Annotated in this window: 12 protein-coding genes and 1 riboswitch; of the genes, 6 read left to right on the top strand and 6 right to left on the bottom strand. The window is 46.5% G+C overall.

Annotation, left to right across the window (positions count from 1 at the left end):
- Positions 1-29: 29 nt before the first annotated feature.
- The gene (locus tag AABK39_RS24230; RefSeq protein ID WP_338395599.1) at positions 30-2396 is read left to right on the top strand and encodes a TonB-dependent receptor; all 2367 of its coding nucleotides are present in this window, start codon (positions 30-32) and stop codon (positions 2394-2396) included.
- Between the two features lie 83 nt (positions 2397-2479).
- Here the strand turns inward: AABK39_RS24230 and AABK39_RS24225 are convergent, their stop codons facing one another.
- The 3 genes from AABK39_RS24225 to AABK39_RS24215 all read right to left on the bottom strand — a co-directional run bounded on the left by AABK39_RS24225 (position 2480) and on the right by AABK39_RS24215 (position 5845).
- Positions 2480-3586, bottom strand: a complete 1107-nt coding sequence (locus tag AABK39_RS24225) for a glycosyltransferase family 4 protein (protein ID WP_338395598.1) — start codon at positions 3584-3586, stop codon at positions 2480-2482.
- Positions 3587-3715: 129 nt separating this feature from the next.
- On the bottom strand, positions 3716-5140 hold the full coding sequence (locus AABK39_RS24220; protein WP_338395597.1) for a hypothetical protein: 1425 nt from the start codon (positions 5138-5140) through the stop codon (positions 3716-3718).
- Positions 5141-5209: 69 nt separating this feature from the next.
- Positions 5210-5845: a LysE family translocator gene (locus AABK39_RS24215; RefSeq protein WP_338395596.1), complete on the bottom strand. Its 636-nt coding sequence runs from the start codon at positions 5843-5845 to the stop codon at positions 5210-5212.
- Positions 5846-5978: 133 nt separating this feature from the next.
- Here AABK39_RS24215 and AABK39_RS24210 point away from each other — a divergent pair, with 133 nt between their 5' ends.
- Positions 5979-7253, top strand: a complete 1275-nt coding sequence (locus AABK39_RS24210; RefSeq protein WP_338395595.1) for a hypothetical protein — start codon at positions 5979-5981, stop codon at positions 7251-7253.
- A gap of 312 nt (positions 7254-7565) precedes the next feature.
- Positions 7566-8054, top strand: a complete 489-nt coding sequence (locus AABK39_RS24205) for a hypothetical protein (protein ID WP_338395594.1) — start codon at positions 7566-7568, stop codon at positions 8052-8054.
- Positions 8055-8672: 618 nt separating this feature from the next.
- Here the strand turns inward: AABK39_RS24205 and AABK39_RS24200 are convergent.
- Positions 8673-9791 (bottom strand): hypothetical protein, encoded by a 1119-nt coding sequence (locus tag AABK39_RS24200; RefSeq protein WP_338395593.1) that lies wholly within the window; start codon positions 9789-9791, stop codon positions 8673-8675.
- 292 nt (positions 9792-10083) lie between these two features.
- Here AABK39_RS24200 and AABK39_RS24195 point away from each other — a divergent pair, with 292 nt between their 5' ends.
- A complete protein-coding gene (locus AABK39_RS24195; protein ID WP_338395592.1) occupies positions 10084-10593 on the top strand; it encodes a cupin domain-containing protein in 510 nt (169 codons plus the stop codon).
- A 71-nt stretch (positions 10594-10664) separates the two neighbouring features.
- On the opposite strand, the gene fucP is transcribed toward AABK39_RS24195, so the two are convergent.
- Both fucP and AABK39_RS24185 read right to left on the bottom strand, forming a co-directional pair.
- The gene (fucP, locus tag AABK39_RS24190) at positions 10665-11900 is read right to left on the bottom strand and encodes an L-fucose:H+ symporter permease (protein WP_421825175.1); all 1236 of its coding nucleotides are present in this window, start codon (positions 11898-11900) and stop codon (positions 10665-10667) included.
- Positions 11901-12332: 432 nt separating this feature from the next.
- On the bottom strand, positions 12333-13070 hold the full coding sequence (locus AABK39_RS24185; protein ID WP_338395590.1) for a DUF4465 domain-containing protein: 738 nt from the start codon (positions 13068-13070) through the stop codon (positions 12333-12335).
- A 104-nt stretch (positions 13071-13174) separates the two neighbouring features.
- Positions 13175-13317, bottom strand: a riboswitch (cobalamin riboswitch).
- A gap of 251 nt (positions 13318-13568) precedes the next feature.
- Between AABK39_RS24185 and AABK39_RS24180 the strand changes: the two genes are divergently transcribed.
- Both AABK39_RS24180 and AABK39_RS24175 read left to right on the top strand, forming a co-directional pair.
- Complete coding sequence (locus tag AABK39_RS24180; RefSeq protein ID WP_338395589.1) at positions 13569-15506, top strand: hypothetical protein; 1938 nt, start codon at positions 13569-13571, stop codon at positions 15504-15506.
- Positions 15507-15833: 327 nt separating this feature from the next.
- Positions 15834-16946, top strand: a complete 1113-nt coding sequence (locus AABK39_RS24175) for an efflux RND transporter periplasmic adaptor subunit (protein ID WP_338395588.1) — start codon at positions 15834-15836, stop codon at positions 16944-16946.
- Positions 16947-16951 lie beyond the last annotated feature (5 nt).

Below are 16951 nucleotides of genomic sequence, written 5' to 3'. Positions count from 1 at the left end.
GTGTGTGTAATCAATTATCTAAAGAACTCATGATCCGACAAAAATTGAAAATCGTGTCGTTGGTCCTCTTCTTTTTTTCGATTCTGACTTTGGCAAAAGAATCCACTGCCCAAGATATGCTACAAACCGTAAGGGGAAAAGTGACCGACGCCGACTCCGAGGCTCCGTTACAGTTCGCCACCGTGGCGGTACTAGGCACCGATCCCGTGTTGGGCGCCGTAACGGCTCCCGACGGGACTTTCGTGATAGAGCGGGTGCCTGTGGGTGTTTATACTCTGAGAGTCTCGTTTACGGGCTATACGTCGGCCACGCTGGCCGACAGACGAGTAACATCCGGAAAGGAGCTTATAGTGAACGTTTCTTTAAAAGAGGCCTTGACTGAGTTGGAAGGCGTAACGGTTCGTGCCGATGACCGAAAAGAATTGCCTTTAAACCGAATGGCTGTAGTGAGTGCCCGGCAACTGAATATGGAAGACGCCGCCAAATATGCCGGAGGATTTGACGATCCGGCCCGATTGGTTTCCGGTTTTGCCGGAGTGGCCAGCCAAACGGGAAATAATGGCATCGTGATTCGTGGGAATTCCCCCAAAGGCCTTTTGTGGCGAATGGAAGGCGTGGAAATCCCGAATCCGAACCATTTCGCCGAAGTGGCGGCATTTGGGGCGGGAGGGATTACGGCGCTTAGCAGTCAGTTGTTGGACAATTCCGATTTTTATACCGGGGCTTTTGCAGCTGAATACGGCAATGCGCTTTCGGGAGTTTTTGATATCAAACTCCGCAACGGAAATGAGAACAAACGAGAATATACTTTCCAAGCCGGACTGACGGGGATAGATTTTGCCACAGAAGGACCTTTTGTGGAAGGAAAAAAAGCGTCTTATCTGGTTAATTACAGGTATTCAACCTTCGCGTTGCTCAAAGACCTTTTGCCGGAAGGCGGAGGAAGTATTCGTTATCAGGATTTATCTTTTAAACTGAATTTCCCGGCGGGCGACGCCGGTACTTTCTCTCTCTGGGGAATAGGAGCGACTGACGGAAATGGGACTACGCCGAAAGAAGATACGACGGAGTGGAAATATCTGGATGATAGAAAGGACAGCGAAAGCGACCTGCGTTTTGGGGCTTTGGGGCTGAATTATAGGTACTTTTTTAATAATCGGACATTTGTGGACGCCAAGCTGGCCACTACAGGCAATGGGCTGGAACAAAATAGTGATCTGTTAAACCTTAAAGGCGAATTAAATCCGGAAGAGAAAATACAAAATTCGAATTGGAGCTATATTTTTTCAACTGTGTTCAATACGAAATTCGGGGCAAGGCACACAAACCGCACAGGTATGACCGCCACCCGAAAGGAGTATAATATCCGGATGTCAAATGCTGAAAATGAAGGCGACCCGCTGCTCACTCAGGTCGATCAGCGTGGCGGAGTGTGGTCATATCAGGCCTTTTCACAGTCTACCATACAGGCTACTGGGCGTTTGAGCTTTAATCCGGGCATTAATATCCAGTATTACGGGGTGAACGAGGAGCTTTCCGTGGAGCCGAGAATGGCTATGGAATATCGTTTTGATGAAAATCGAAGTTTGAGTTTTGGATATGGCCTTCATAGCCGAGAAGAGCGACCGTTTATTTACCTATCGGAATTGGACGATGGAAACGGAGGGATGGCAAACAATAAGGATCTTCGGACTACAAAAGCGCACCATTTTGTTTTAGCTTATGATCGTGTTCTCAATGAGTTCTGGCGACTGAAGGTAGAGCCTTATTACCAAAGACTGTACGATGTGGTTGTAACTCCTAATAGTTCTTTTTCTTTAGTAAATCAGCGTGACGGATGGTTTATAAAAGATAAAATGGATAATTCAGGAAAAGGGGAGAATTATGGTTTGGATGTCACGCTCGAACGCTTTCTTCAGAACGATTGGTATATGCTTTCCACCGTTTCGTTGTTCAATTCTCAATACAGAGACGGAAATGAGGAATGGAGAGATACACGCTATAATAACGGCTATATTGTCAATTTGATGTTTGGAAAAGAATGGGCGGTGGGCAAAGAGAAAAAGAATACGCTGGGCGTAAGTGGCCGACTGACTTTGCAAGGAGGTGATCGATATACGCCATACGATATTGACGCTTCAAAGCAGGCTCAGGACGTGGTCTTGGATGATTCAAGAGCATTTGAAGAGCAATATTCAGGAAAGGCTATATTCCACCTTAATCTCAATTATACCCGCAACAGAGCGAAACATACGAGCGTGTGGTCTTTACAGATATTGAATCTATTCGGAACGCCGGATGAGTCGGAGATGGATTTCAATTTCGTGACCCAAATGGTGGATGAAAACATGCAGGCTATTGTAGTGCCGAATATCAGCTACAAGATCAACTTTTGAGTGTTGTGAAAAATTGAAAACGAAGACAGAATGGAAATACGGGACAAGTCGTTTTGTTCTGTATTTCCATTTAAAAAGATAATCTATTGATTAGATTTCAGTTCGTCCAATACTTCCTGGTAAATTTTAATCGTTTTTTCCGCTGTCACTTTTCTGTCAAACTGCTTAAGCTTCTCCGTGGCGGCTTTTGTCAGCGTCTGTCGTAATTCGGGATCTTCAATCAGTTTGGTGATTTGCGAGGCAAAACCTTCCGAATCGTCTACGGTAGCCAAAAATCCAGTGATCCCGTCTTCGATCATTTCCGGTATTCCGCCCGTATTCGAGGCCACGGCCGGGACTTTACAGCAGAAAGCGTCCAGAATACTGGTGCCAAGGCCTTCGCTCCGTGAGGCCAGCACGAAAATATCGAGCTGAGGCAATATCTCCGGGACATTTTTGGCAAAGCCCGTAAACCGGACATTCTCGGATACGCCGAGCTCTTTGGCGTATTCTTCCAGCTCATCCCGCAAAGCGCCGTCGCCAATAAGAACGAGAGTAGTCTCGGGGTGTTGTTCCAAAATTTTATTGGTTGCGTCGAGCAAGGTGAAGATTCCTTTCTCGGCAGTTAATGCCGCTACGCTACCGACGATTGTATGGTTTTCCGGAATATCGAAACGTTTCCGGAGATTATATCCGGTAAATTTTACATTTTGGAATTTTTCGGGAGCGATACCGCTATACACCTTAAGTAGCTTCGAATGGTCTTTGACCACAGGTTTCAATTCCGTCCGAATAGCCTCCGAAATGCAAAGGATCCGCTGAATGGAAGAATGGTTGTATTTCCAACGAGACGAAGCTGAGTTTTTGACAGGAAAACAGACTCGTCTGCTTAGGATAATAGGCGTGTTTCTGAAAAATTGCGAAATGACAGCCAGTGTATGGGACTTGCCACTGTGAACATGGATAAGATCGATGGAATTCTGTTTGCAGTAATTGGCGATCCCCATTGCGGTTCTCAGACTAATCGCCGAAGCGAAAGGAAGCTCGATATAAGGGATTCCGTTTTTGTGACAATAATCCCCAAGCGCTGAAGCTCTTCGAGTGGCTACATAGTTCTCTATTCCTTTAGCTCTGGTCTCCTCAATAAGGTAAGCGATTTGTTGTTCGCCCCCGCGCCATGCTCTTTCTGAGCCTAGATGTAGTATTTTCATAACCCCTATTTGCAATCGCCGTACTGTGACTCCATGATCTTTTTCCATACCCTTGAGTCAGGGTATCTGTTTTCACGGAAGATGGACGAAGATAACAAAAAACGCTAGCTGTTCTTATTCTAAGTCCAACTACCACCCCAACCTACGGGCATCATAAAGCGCCATCCATTTGCGTTTAGCAAGTTGGTGTTCCACTCTTATCGGGTTCTCGACAAATGTGACTGCCTCTTGCTCTTCCGGAGTGCCCCATGGAATGTCTTTTTCATGTAAAAGGGGGCCTTTGACTCTGGAAGTTCCTTCCTGCGCATTGCGGGCATAAGCCAGCTGTTTTGCGTAGCGGATAAATCCGGGGTGTAGCACATAATTACCGTGCTTGTATTCTGTCCCTGCCACGGCGTCGCTTTCATCATCGGAGCTGTCGGATGAGCTTGAGCTGAGATGGATCTTTGCGGCCGAGACTCTTGGTGATGTTATTTTTGGGTTTCTTGGAAGCACTTTGGGATCAATTACCGATCCTCTCCCAGACGTGTCTACTGGTGTTGGAGAGGTAGCAACGGCTTCCCAGTCATATCCCATCCCTACCAGTTGGGTGTCGGGGATTGCGTGTGGAAGATACAGGGTGGGGGACGCTCCGGTGTTCTTTCCCTTTCCCGGAGTAAAGAGGCCTCTTTCGTCGAATTGAATCCGTTCCTGTTCATACGCTTCAGCCAACGGATTCGGAGCTACATTGAGGGGATGGTCATTATTATCCATGACCGAACGCAATAACTCGCGTCCGGAACGGCTGTACATAAGTTTTGCGTGCATTGCGTGTACCCTGTCAGCGAATCCCGAGACTTTTTCTTTGCTGAATCTTCCGCTTTTGGCTTTGTCGCTTACCCGTATTCCGGATGTGTTTGATTGAAGTTTGTCCCAAAGGGCATATACCGAGTCCTTTTCGCTTTGTCCAAACGAGTTTATACCCGGGACCCAGATCCTATGGCCTTCTTCACGCAGAAAAGTAATTATTTTCCGGTGATCGCTCTGGATGTCGTTGAGAAGGCGGAGTAGGGGCTTTCTGTAAAAAGCCTCTTTTTCAGGAACTACAAACTGAGGAAAGAGGAAAGTCGTATGGGGTTCGAACATCTTATAGATGTATGTCTCAAGCTGGTAAAGTATATCCAGCATCTTGTGCGCAATCGCTTCGTTCGGAGGGGAAGCGTAGCTTTGGTGGTCCCGATCGCGGCGGGTTTCCGCCACTACGGAATATGGACGTAGTTCGTCCTTCCCTTTGGCAAACTCTTGATAGGCGTGCGTGCCGTTTTCGTGAAGTTGCTGGTTATAATGGTCAAGTAGAGCCTCAATTTTTTGTAACTCAATAAAACTTGAATAGCGGAAGACTCTCTGCTCCTCGGTAGGTTCCGCCGATTGTTCTCTGAACCGGAACGGATCTATTAGGCGTTGAATCGGCGGATTGTTGTTTGGATTTGTAGAATTTTGTGGTCGCTCGACAGCCTTACCGCTTTTTTCGGCGGTTTTGGATTGGATTGGATGTCGTCGGGAGGAAAGGAACATGAATATTCTGTAAGGCGACCAACTTAGAGAACAGCCTTTCCTTTCCCAGTGTTTACAAAATGAATGGACTTAGAGCGCAAGCATTGCGGCTATTCCGCACAATGCGATAATCTTTACGATTTTTGTCCCTGACCAAAACCTGTCACTGTTTAGCAAGCCGGTTAATCTTCCGGAAAGAACCGATACGCTGGAAAAAATCAACAAGGCCTGTAGAATAAACAATCCGCCAAGCGACAAAATTTGCGCATCTGAGCTCATTGTTGCCGATTCTTGGACAAACTGAGGCAAGAACAATAGGAAAAACAATGAGACTTTCGGGTTCAGCACATTCATCAGAATGCCTTTGCGCACAAGTTTGATGGCGGAAACCTGATAGCCGGTTCCGGCAACCGCTAGTGTCTGTCCTTGCGTTGTTTCCGGTTTTTCCTCCCCATAGGCTTTATAGGCTAAATAAAGCAGATAAGCCGCGCCCGCGAATTTGACTGTATTTAATAATTCGGGAAATGTCTGGAAGGCCAAAGAAAGGCCCGTATATGCCATTGTGATATGTACGATAAGCCCGCTAACCAACCCCACCGAAATAGCGATTCCGGTACGTTGTCCTTTGGTCAGGCTTTCGGTTATAACGAACAGGATGTCGGGCCCTGGCGTAACGGTTAACAAGATCGAAGCTCCGAGAAACGATAATATAGTACTGATATCCATAAGTCAACTTTTTGGCGAATGCGCTGGGTTTCGCCCTAACTAGCCCGCCATAATCGTCAAATATTTGCGAAATGGCAAACCGTAGAACCGTTCTGGCGAACAATAGGAGCGTTGTTCCTCTTTTTAAAAGGATATGCGAAGCTATTTGCGCCAGAAGGGGGAAAGGACACCGGAGCATAAACCCGGCGGGCAATTAGGGATAACCCGTGGCCCGGCGGTGGCGCAGGCTTATTTCCATTCCGCATCTCGCGACGACCTTATGATTAGCCTGGGTGGCGGAAATCTCGTTTTCCAAAACCAGCGGATAGGCCGTTCCCCAGACGACGGTTTTCCTTTTCTTGAAATCGAAAAACAGGAGGTCAAGCCTATTGATGCCAATTTTTGGATTTCGGACGATATAACTCTTGCCGTTCCCGAAAAGCCCGACGCTCAAGCCAAAAGTTTTTTCGCTACAGACTCTGTTATCGCCAAAACGGAAGCGATGCTTGAACAGCAAAACGCATTAATCAGAATTCGCCGTACGGGAGCTACACTAAGAATCAACGAGGTGACGCTGGCGGAAGTTAGCCCTGAAGCGTTTCCTCCTGTAGGCGAGGGTAATGGCCCGTTCGCTATGATGCCTCTGCGCGGATCATCTTGCGATACCGTATCCATGATTATGGGTCGGGATAATGTTGGTTCGAAAATGGACTTCTTGCCGCTTGAACCCTTCGAGCCCGAAGAAGGAGGCGCTTGCCTTACAGACGATTTTCATGAACCGTTAAAAAATCTCCGGGCCCGGATTGTGGAACGTAAGGGCGAGCCCTTCGATATTCCCGGATTGAGCCACGCGTTTAGTCACGGTCCGTTTCGGGAACGGAAGCATGAGGACGTGACGGACGATTATCTTGATTTGGAGAGAAAAGGAAAACTCAAAAGCCTAAACGAGAAAACCGGCTTGAACGAGTGTGCCGAAGCGCCTTTGGGCGGTACGATGGTGAGTATGGTGGAGTTTCCCAGTAGGGAAAAACTCAGAATGCGGATCAACACCTCCTTTTTCGGTCCGGTCATAGCTTATAGTGAGGACGGTACCGACTATGTTACCTTCGAGCAACGTAGCAGGGATTCTCTTTCCACGGAAAGGCTTCGGCAGTTGGTGTCGCAGAATGAACCGTGCTACGCCAAGATGAAAGATAAATTCTTGCATGAGAACATCGGCCGTTTTCAGGCTAGGCATCCTGATCTTTGGGAAACTTATCAGAAGATTATGAGGGAAAAGGATCATCAGATGCAGAAAACATGGTTTATGGCGATGAACGGAACCCGGCTTGGACAAACGTTCCATGACCGTCAGAAAAAAGAACATGGTGTGGCGCCGTTTACTGTGGGGGCGGGAATTAGATTGGGAACAGGAGCGAATAGTAAATAATTCTATTTGCGAATATTCGGGTTGAGCTGGATGTTCAACCCAAGATTATTGAACTGTTCTTTAACACTCTTAATATGCTTCTTTAAGTTGCGGTGTTTTAGTGGTTTACTCAGTTTCCAAACAAATTGGAAAGGTTGAAAACGAAGATCTATGTAAGCTTTTGAGTGGAAATGGTTAATTATTTCTCGCCATGACGAACTCTTTTCTTTGGCTTGCTGTTGTGTGGTTATCGGCTATAAAAGGCGTTTGGGGTCTTACGTTTAATTCCCCGATAAACGTTTGTTTATGGCCATTATGCAAAAAGCACTAGCTATGAAAAAGGTTGTTTTGTTATTCGTTGCGTTTTTAGGTTTTACAGTTTTTGGCGTGGGCCAATCCATTCCCGAAACCGGATCTACCGAGCAGGAAAGGGAAGTTGTGAGAGCCATTTTTAATATGGCAAAGAAAGAGTTTTTTATAGCGAATATGGATTTGGACAAATCACAGGCAGATATTTTCTGGCCGATTTATGATGAGTATAGCGCAAAGAAAACCAAATATACGAACGGACAAGTTGAGCGTTTGAGAAAACTAGTGTCTCAGGAAGATTTCGCTAGCAAAGAGGTCGAAGGTATTATCAAGGCAATAAACGAGACCGAAGTCAAAAACAGCAAGCTTAGGTATCAGTACTACCAAAAGATTCATAAGAAGGTGGACCTCATCACCGCCGTGCAGTTTTTTCAGCTCGATGAGCTGGTGCAATCGGAAGTGAAAGCCTTTATGATGCAAAACATGAAGCCTATTAGGAGGCTGAAACCTTGATTGTCGTTTCCGTTCCGGAAAAGGGCGGAGGAATCTTTTTTGGAGTAATCCTCCGTTTTTCAAAAACGGGGTTTCTTAACGCGTAATCCCGATTTTTTTGTTGAAATAATATTGTCTGTAAGATAAAAAACCGATCCATACGGCAATTATGGAGATACATATATATGCGATTAGACTAAGATTGAAAGCGCCTAAAAACACAATCTGAGCACTTACCATGACCCAGATAAGGCCAAAGGCGGAGATAGTGTTCACAAGGGTTTTATTGTGTTTTTTAAGTAAGGTTGCCGTAAAAGTGAGGACTGATAAGATAAGGAGAATAGCGCCCAATATAGGTAAAACCAAAGGGTGCTTAAACCCTAGAAAAGATTGTACCCCAGAAGAAAATAAAGTAAAAGACAGGCCTAAAACCGCTGAGGATACGGCGTTGACAATCAGATATGTTTTAAGCCGAGCCATAAGTGTAGGCATTTGAAAATTCCCTTTGCTTTGGATGGTTATTACATAGGTAAATGTAGTTTGTTTAACGAGAAAACATTAAGGCTTTTCCCATTTCTTTGAGAATGAGAAAAGCCATGTACCCTAAAGAAGGCTTTTGTCTTTTTTTGTTGCTATGCCTTACCAGTCCCCACCATCGAAATCGCCTCCGCCAAAGTCGCTGTCTCCCCACGAATCAAAAAGCGAATCATTCTCGTTTCCGAAATCGAACCAACTTCCGCTGTCCGAATCTCCCGGGTCAGGTGTTTCGGAAAGGTCGTTGCCAAGTATGTCCATATTTGTGTCAGGGTCGTCGAACGGTGAGTTGATTTGCGCTGAATCGCCATCAAGACCTGTAGCGTCGGAGGATATATCGGGATCGAAATAATCAGAAGATGTGTCCACGTTATCGAGGTGGCCCAGTTCTTCGCCAGCGGGAGTTTCGAAATGGCTGTCGTTGATTACGATATGGTTATTGTGGCAAATGGAAGTCCACAACATGCTGTAAAGCAATGCGTCGCCGAAGCCGAAATAGCCGTAATGTGGTCCGTAATAGCCTGGCGCCCGGTTATATTCCATATCAGAGACGTTCTCGATTTTCTTCTTAGGCACCACGATTTTAGTCTTGAGATCGATTTTTACGTCATCGACTCTGATAAACTTGCTGATACCTATCCTGACTTCCTGAAGGAATGTCTCAAAACGCTTGTGACGATCTTGCTTGAAGGCCGTATATTTCTCTTGCGTCCCGATAGCTTCCTGCACTTTGTTCCTCAGCTTTTCGGTGTCGGAATCGGTTTGGGAGAATTCTTTCAGAAAGGCGCTGATTTTTATGGCAATCGGATATTCCGCCACCTCGTGCGTTCGGTTTATATCAATTTCCAGAAGGTACTTAAAGGTGTCGTCCTCGTGTTCCAGAACCAAGGCGAGATAATCGAAGCAAGTGGACATGGAATGATCAATTTGCAGATCGTATTTGTCGAGAGCTTCTTGCAGGTCGTTTTCTTTGCCTTCCGTATCAAGATAAAAATCGATATCGTCGTGCGAAAGACGGATAATATTATTGATTCCCATGCTCTGGAAAGCCGTGTTGAGCTGTTGGAGTATCGAAACGGCGGTAAACGTTTCCCGCTCCAGTTTTTTTTCCAAAGCCCCCATCGTCATGAGGTTTAGTATCCTTTTGAAAGACCCTTCGGGCTTTACGGTTTCGATCTTGGTTATTTGCGAAGGATCCACCGTCATCAATGCTTCAAAATACATAGGCTATCAGTTTGGAGTCCGAATATCGCTTTGGGCCTGCACACACTCTTTCCAAAGCTTTCATACTAATCAAATTAAGCCTTATTGATATAAATTCAAAAAGACAGGGTGTGAACTGGGGCGTTTGTGTTTCGATTGGCGTTTAGGTGTTATTAGTGGCTGAAATAGTTCCGGAGAAACCAGTCTGTGTTTGAATTGTCTTTGGGAGATAGTCATCTTTTTGGGAAATTAGCGTAGCTAAAAAGCCGAGATCGCTCTTGCGAATGCGGTTTGTTTGGAAAAATAGAGTGGTATGGAATCGGAAAAAATCAAAAAGATTGTGAGCGCTTTGGAATTGGAGGCGCATCCAGAAGGCGGATATTTTAAGGAAACATACAGAAGCGAAGGAAAAGTGAAGCGTGAAGCTTTGCCGGAAGGCTTTAATGGCGATCGCAACTTTTGTACAGCGATTTATTTTTTGTTGACCAAAGACAATTTCTCAGCTTTCCACCGCATTTGTCAGGATGAGATCTGGCATTTTTATAGTGGCGATCCGCTTTATGTTCACGTAATCGATCAGGATGGAGAGTACACACGGCACGAGGTGGGGCCGGATATCGAATCGGGACAAGAACCCCAGTTGGTAGTTTCGGCGGGAGCTTGGTTTGCCTCTAGTGTAAAAGAGGGTGAAGAATACTCCTTGGTGGGCTGTACGGTATCGCCGGGGTTTGATTTCGAGGATTTCGAGTTGGCGGACAGGGAGAAGCTTTCCGAAGAATATCCGGAACATATTGATATCATCAGGAAGCTGACACGAGTTTAGATTTATTTTTCCAATAAAAAAACCACCCTAACCGCTCTTTGGTTGGGGTGGTTTTTAAGCGTCGGGTTATTTTATGCTTTCGCTTTTCGGCTTTCTTTGTAGCCGAAAAGTAGGATAATAACGAAACACGCCAACGGCACGAGGAACGACAGCCTGATGCTTCCCGTAGCATCCGAAACTACGCCTTGAAGGGCCGTAAGCACAGCGCCACCCAAGATTGTCATAATTTGGCCAGAACCGGCGAGTTTGATGTTTTCGTCTTCTACGGTTTCCAAAGACAAACCGAAGATGGTAGGGAACATAATGGACATACAAGCCGAAATACCAACTAAAGCGTAAACGCCGACAGTACCGCCCACAAACATTACGAGACAAGTGAGAATACCCGCCGTAACGGCTTTTGTAATAAGAATATTACTAGGCTTAAACCGTGACATCAGCGCCGTGCCGATAAACCTGAACGAGGCGAAGCATACCAGCGAAATAATATAGTAAGTGGCTGAGTCAGCTTCATTGAGTCCGATTTCCGTCATTACGTAGCGGATTGTGTAAGACCAAACGCCAATTTGGGCGCCTACGTAGAAGAACTGCGCCAATACGCCGAAGATATAGTCCTTGTTGCTAAACAGGCTGGCGAATGATTTCTTCAGGTCCATTGTGCCCGAATCGCTGGCCTTAGGCATTTTCTTGTTGACGGCGATAAGGATCCAAGTCAGAATCAGGATTACCGACACCGTAACGTAAGGATTCATCACGGCCGCCAATTCTTCGGTCTGTACCGCCTTCAGCGCTTCAGGGGCCATAGCCAAGCGCTCGGCTTCGCTGATGTCGCGGAGCTGTGAGAGGATGAACAGCTTACTGATCACCACGCCGGCGATAGAACCGATGGGGTTGAAGGACTGGGCGAGGTTCAGACGTTGTGTCGCTGTACCTTTCGGGCCCATTACCATCATATAAGGATTTGCGCTGGTCTCAAGGATTGAGAGGCCTCCGGCCAAAACATAAAGCGCCGCCAAAAAGTGATAGTATTCCTGCGTAATACTGGCCGGATAGAATAACAAACCGCCGGTTATGAACAAGCCCAGCCCCAACAGCACCCCAGATTTAAAGGAATATTTACGGATAAAAAGAGCCGCCGGAAGAGCGAAACAGAAATAGGATCCGTAAAAGGCCATTTGGATTAAAGAAGTCTCGAAATCCGTCATGCTCTTGATCTTCTTGAAAGCGGCCAAGAGCGTGTCGGTCATATTATTGGCCAATCCCCACCAAGCGAAACAACTGGTCAGCAAGATGAACGGGATAAGCATTTGCGCCGTGACGAGCTTGGGCTTCTCTTCCGTGCCTCCCGCTTCCGGCCCGTGGACTTCAGCGCCCAGCACATTGATTTCTTTACTCATGTTTGGATCCGTTTAAAAATGATGGATGATGGGAACAGCGTTGTATGCGGTCCTGTAACCAAAAGATAGCCCAACGGCGGGCTTGCGACGCACAAAAGCTCATACAACACATGTTAAAACCTTTAAGCTAATTGAAACAGATCCATAATATGGGGAAATCAATCGTAATTTTGAAGCAAAAGGGCATTCATTTTTTTATGTATGATAAGTTTTTCTCCCTAATAACCGTTTTGTTCCCGTAATGGGGATAATTAAATTCAAGTTGATCCGTAATATGCGAAAAATCCCCGGAGCAATATATCGCTTCGGGGATTTTGTGTTTTTTTCGATGTTAAGCTCGTTTTATTCGTACGATATGTTATCGACGAAGTAATAAGCCGGGTTCTTCATTCCCCACTCGTTTTTGTCACTCGAATCCATCTCAAAGCGTACGGATTTCACTTTTCCGAGTTGGGTAAGGTCAAACTCTTTCCATTCAGTAAGAATATAATCTTCCGCATTGTTATCGAAACGGTAGTCCGCCAAGAAAATTTCCACTTTACCGGTTTCCTCGCCATCTTCGTCAAGGCCAATACAAATCAGTTTGCAGAAATCTGGGTCATTGCCGTCTTCCCCACCAAACTTCTTAGTGAAATTATCGCCATTTTTCATAGCGAGATAAGCATAGGTACCATTGGTAACGTAAAGCCGAACATTATTTACCGCCCGTGGGAATGCCATAATATTGAACTTCGTGTCCATGGCGATATAACCAAGGCCGAAGTTTTTAGACCCCATCGCTCCCGACTTGCCATACACGCTGTATTGGTTGGGCCTTCCGGGAGTCTCCATATCCGTCATGTTGGAATATGCGAAGCCTTGCCACGACTTGTATTGATCGTTGTAGTCATTAGGAAAAGTAACATCGTCAGCTACAAATTTTCCGGATTTGTCAGCCCCGTCCCAATAGGAATTGGCATCGAGCTCCAAATCTTCGAAATCAACGGTGAAACGCGGGGTCGGATCGTCGTCGTCCGAACATGATACGGCAATGGTGACTAGGGCAACGAGTGCTAGCGTCCTGAGCGTAAATCTTAACATTTTTGAAAAAGTTAGTAAGGTTACGAATGATTTTCGTGACCGAGGGCAGGGAAGGCGCGCTATGTGGCACAGTACGCCAGGTCTTTCGACTTATAAGCCCGTAAGTCTCAGTCTTGCTAAGGGCTGGTTTTCTGGCTTTCCTCGGGCCAGATTGGGCCGAAGACTTACAGTTGCGGGTACAGCTCCGGATTGGTACCGGATTCCCATTAACGCCTTTGCGGGCGACACCGTTTAGCGGGGGCAAAAGTACGAAGTCGGAACGGAAATAAATCTTTTGTCAGCGTATTTTGACCCGAAAAAATTAGCTTGTCAGCTTCTTATTTTCCTTATACTTGAACATTTCAATTTTTATTGTAACAATATTAATCTGTTTCTGTCTTTGACTTTTGATTGGTCAAACTTCACGTTTGCTCTTTTTCCATTTTCTAATTGTTATAGAATCTGTTGAGTGGCGGAACACTGGGCCCTTCGGCGGGGTTAAGTCCAAAGCCCTTTGCCATGTTCTCAGATCAGTCCCACAGACCGAAGAAAACCCGTAATGAACCCTCTTCTGATTGCGGAAGCCGGATGCCTCCTGTCCAGGCTTATATGTATATGGGGTATGATCGGGAAAGCGGGTATTTTCCAGTTGGGAAATCGGCCCGTTTCGAATCCTTGGTTTTGGATTCGGCCGATTATAAGTTCGGACACGATTTGCATACCCAGACTATTTTTGACGACGAGAGTTACCTTCTTGAGATAAAGGATGTCGAGGGTGGTGAAATACGCCAGACGGACAAGAATGACGACGCTTCAATGTTCGCTCCTACGCTTAAAGCCAGTTACGGTGCGGATTTGGCCGTCGAGGACACCGACGAGGCGAAAGTTTTTTACGCTACGGAAGAGAAAGCGGCCGAGAGCAATCGGGTTTTCAGGGACAAGGGCGGAGACTTGGAACTTTGGCAAGACAAGTCTTCCGGGATTTCCGTTCCAGATATGTTCGGAATGGAGCGAAACGAACTTTTTCTTACGGGAGTCTCATATCGTGGTGATCGAGAGCGGGTGGGCAAGTACAGCGACTGTTCCGCTTTTGTGCAAAATGTACTGGGTTATAGTTACGGCAGGTGTAGGGAAGTGGTGTTGGAACAAGTGGATATGACTTACAATCTTCTTGAAAAAGCCAGAGTACCGTTGTCCTTTGGAACGGAAAACAGGTTGGCCGATTATTTTGTGAATAGGGAAGCCCCGTCCCCTCGTGGTTGCGCCGCGTTTGTATCGCTCGACGAGCGGGCGGATTGCACTGAAGTGGTGAGGAGTTTTCGGGAAATGGAGGAAGACGATAAGGCCAGGCGTTCGCATGCATTGGGTGTGAATAACTATGTGTATCCGAATGTGGGAGAAGGTTTTATGATGACGGGAATTACGGGGGAACGCATCTCCAAGACTTTGGACCCGCACCAATATCCCGATAGCTACGAGGAGCATTTGGAGAATGAAGGCATTCGGGTCAGAGGCTCTTTGGCTGATTGTTACACAACTCGCTGGAATATGCACAACGCCGGAGTGGTGGCGCGTTCGGGAGTGGATTTCGTAACCATGGAGAATTACACGAGATCTTATATGCCGGACTTTTACGTGATTCAGGAGTTCAACGCATTTTTCTGTGGTTCGGAAGCTTTTCGGAAATATCTGGAAGAATATTTCCGACGCAAGGACGCTCTGGGCCGGCCGTTTCAGTTTAGCTATAAGACGGAGACTCGCAGACGGGCGCAGAATATCAAGATTCTTCTTAGAAAGTTATCCGAGTTGCAAGAACTGGGAGGCAGGGCCCAAAGACGACTTGACAGTTTGGCGAAGATAGACATGACCCGCCTTGAGAAAGAAGACCAAAACAGGCTGTTCCATTTCAAAATGTACGGAGTGGAAGACAGGCAGGATTTTCATGGGGCCAAGATGGGTATAATAAGCGGAGTACCGATGGCTGTCAGGGTACGAGTAGATTTTGAAACGGCCAAGCAAAATTGTTTGGACCGAGTCCACAAGAGCGAAACGAAGCTGGATAAGGCCTTCGCCACTCCCGGGTTTATGCCTGGCTTGCCGCAGTACGAGGAAAAGCTGACGGAATTCCGACGTACATATAAGGATGCCGTCCCATACTTGGAACGAGGCATACAGCGAGCCCGAAATCAAGAGGAATTAAGGCGCACGATGTTAACTTTTAAACGCTTTAAAAAGGAATCGAAAGACCTGACAAAATCTTTGGTGGTGCTTACGGCCGAGCGTTACGATCTTGAGCTTAAAGAAGACTTTTTCCATACCTCAACTCCTTTAAGTCTTTGGATCAAAAATATCAAAGACAATCCGCAGATGACCAAAGAGCTGGAATGTATCAGGGATAATTATGGGCGTCCGTATTGGGCTTTTCATGAGCCTAAATTATCGCTTTCATTTAACTAGAGGTCGAGCGGGAATCTATGATTTTTTGTGAAGAATAACGAAACCTGATCAGGTTGTAGAGAACTCCCAAACGCGGGAATAAGCTTGAAAACAGCCGGTCATTCCTTATTAAAAACGCCCTGATTTTACCTTTTAGATTAGCCTCAAGTACCCCAAACTTCCATTTTTCAGCTCTATAGACGGAAATTTCGGGAAACAATTCGACTGATAAAAACGCCAATTCGCAGGAGGAAAAGGCGGTTCTGCTGAAATGGCTTCTAGTGGCCACATCTCGCATCTAATTTTGTCGTTGCTAAATCGGGAAAAGAAAAATATATGAAAATAAACATGAAATTTCTGATCAATGCGGCGGTTTTCGCCTCAGTCGTAGCCACTGGCTGTACCGCCAGTCAAGGGGAGGAGTCATACCAGATGCAAGCCTCGCCGTTCCCTACCGTAAAGGTGGAAAAAGCCAATCTAATCAAATACGACCGCTATCCCGCTAGCGTAGAAGGCGAGTCCAATATCGAAATCAGGGCCAAGGTATCGGGCTATATCAGCAAAGTGTATGTGGATGAAGGGCAGGAAGTGAAAAAAGGCCAACTCCTTTTCCGTTTGGAAACCGAAACGCTTAGCCAAAACGCCAGAGCCGCCAAGGCAGCTGTGGCCCAAGCAGGGGTAGAGGTAGCCCGCTTGGAGCCTTTGGTAAAACAGAATATCGTAAGCCCGGTAACTCTCCGCACGGCTAGAGCCGCCTTGGACCGCGCCAAGGGCGACTACGCCGGAATTTTGGCCGATATTGGCTACACGGCTATCAAAAGTCCGGTCAACGGTGTTGTGAGTGACATTCGCTTTCGTGAAGGGACATTGGTTGGGCCTAGTAGCCAGAAAGCCTTGACGTCCGTATCCAGCATCGATCAAGTGTATGTATATTTCTCAATGAACGAGAAACGTTTTCTGGAATTCACCAAGAATATTGAAGGCAACACATTCTCTGAAAAAATAGCCAAGATGCCCGCCGTTAAGCTTCAGCTTGCGGACGGTTCGGAGTATGGAACCGAAGGAACAATCCAGACTGTTACGGGAGAGATCGACAAGCGTACGGGATCGGTTCAGTTTAGGGCGGTATTTCCTAATCCGGCGGGCACGCTTCGCAACGGAAGTAGTGGACAAGTCATGATCCCGACCCGTTTTGACGGCGCGCTGACCGTTCCGGCTATGGCTACGGCCGAGTTACAGGAACAGTCATATGTGTACGCCGTCCAGCAGGGCGACTCGGTATCGATGGCCTTTGTAAAACTTGGGGGAATCATCGATAACAGGGCAATTGTTCTGGAAGGGCTCAAAGAGGGCCAGACAATCGTGGGCCAAGGAATGAACCGCATCCGTCCGGGAATGACAATCCAACCTGTTCCAACTTCAACGGACCAACTCATCAATTCTATCAAAACGGTATTCTGATAAGA

Origin of the sequence: Fulvitalea axinellae (genome assembly GCF_036492835.1) — a bacterium.
Classification (GTDB): domain Bacteria; phylum Bacteroidota; class Bacteroidia; order Cytophagales; family Cyclobacteriaceae; genus Fulvitalea; species Fulvitalea axinellae.
This window is presented reverse-complemented; position numbering and strand designations above follow the sequence as displayed.

What these genes read in the sequence shown, in the direction of transcription:
- AABK39_RS24175 (WP_338395588.1), top strand. Translation starts at nt 15,834, where the DNA reads ATGAAATTTCTGATCAATGCGGCGGTTTTCGCCTCAGTCGTAGCCACT.
- AABK39_RS24230 (WP_338395599.1), top strand. Translation starts at nt 30, where the DNA reads ATGATCCGACAAAAATTGAAAATCGTGTCGTTGGTCCTCTTCTTTTTT.
- AABK39_RS24210 (WP_338395595.1), top strand. Translation starts at nt 5,979, where the DNA reads ATGCGAAGCTATTTGCGCCAGAAGGGGGAAAGGACACCGGAGCATAAA.
- AABK39_RS24215 (WP_338395596.1), bottom strand. Translation starts at nt 5,845, where the DNA reads ATGGATATCAGTACTATATTATCGTTTCTCGGAGCTTCGATCTTGTTA.
- AABK39_RS24185 (WP_338395590.1), bottom strand. Translation starts at nt 13,070, where the DNA reads ATGTTAAGATTTACGCTCAGGACGCTAGCACTCGTTGCCCTAGTCACC.
- AABK39_RS24205 (WP_338395594.1), top strand. Translation starts at nt 7,566, where the DNA reads ATGAAAAAGGTTGTTTTGTTATTCGTTGCGTTTTTAGGTTTTACAGTT.
- AABK39_RS24220 (WP_338395597.1), bottom strand. Translation starts at nt 5,140, where the DNA reads ATGTTCCTTTCCTCCCGACGACATCCAATCCAATCCAAAACCGCCGAA.
- AABK39_RS24195 (WP_338395592.1), top strand. Translation starts at nt 10,084, where the DNA reads ATGGAATCGGAAAAAATCAAAAAGATTGTGAGCGCTTTGGAATTGGAG.
- AABK39_RS24180 (WP_338395589.1), top strand. Translation starts at nt 13,569, where the DNA reads ATGTTCTCAGATCAGTCCCACAGACCGAAGAAAACCCGTAATGAACCC.
- AABK39_RS24200 (WP_338395593.1), bottom strand. Translation starts at nt 9,791, where the DNA reads ATGTATTTTGAAGCATTGATGACGGTGGATCCTTCGCAAATAACCAAG.
- AABK39_RS24225 (WP_338395598.1), bottom strand. Translation starts at nt 3,586, where the DNA reads ATGAAAATACTACATCTAGGCTCAGAAAGAGCATGGCGCGGGGGCGAA.
- fucP (WP_421825175.1), bottom strand. Translation starts at nt 11,900, where the DNA reads ATGCTTATCCCGTTCATCTTGCTGACCAGTTGTTTCGCTTGGTGGGGA.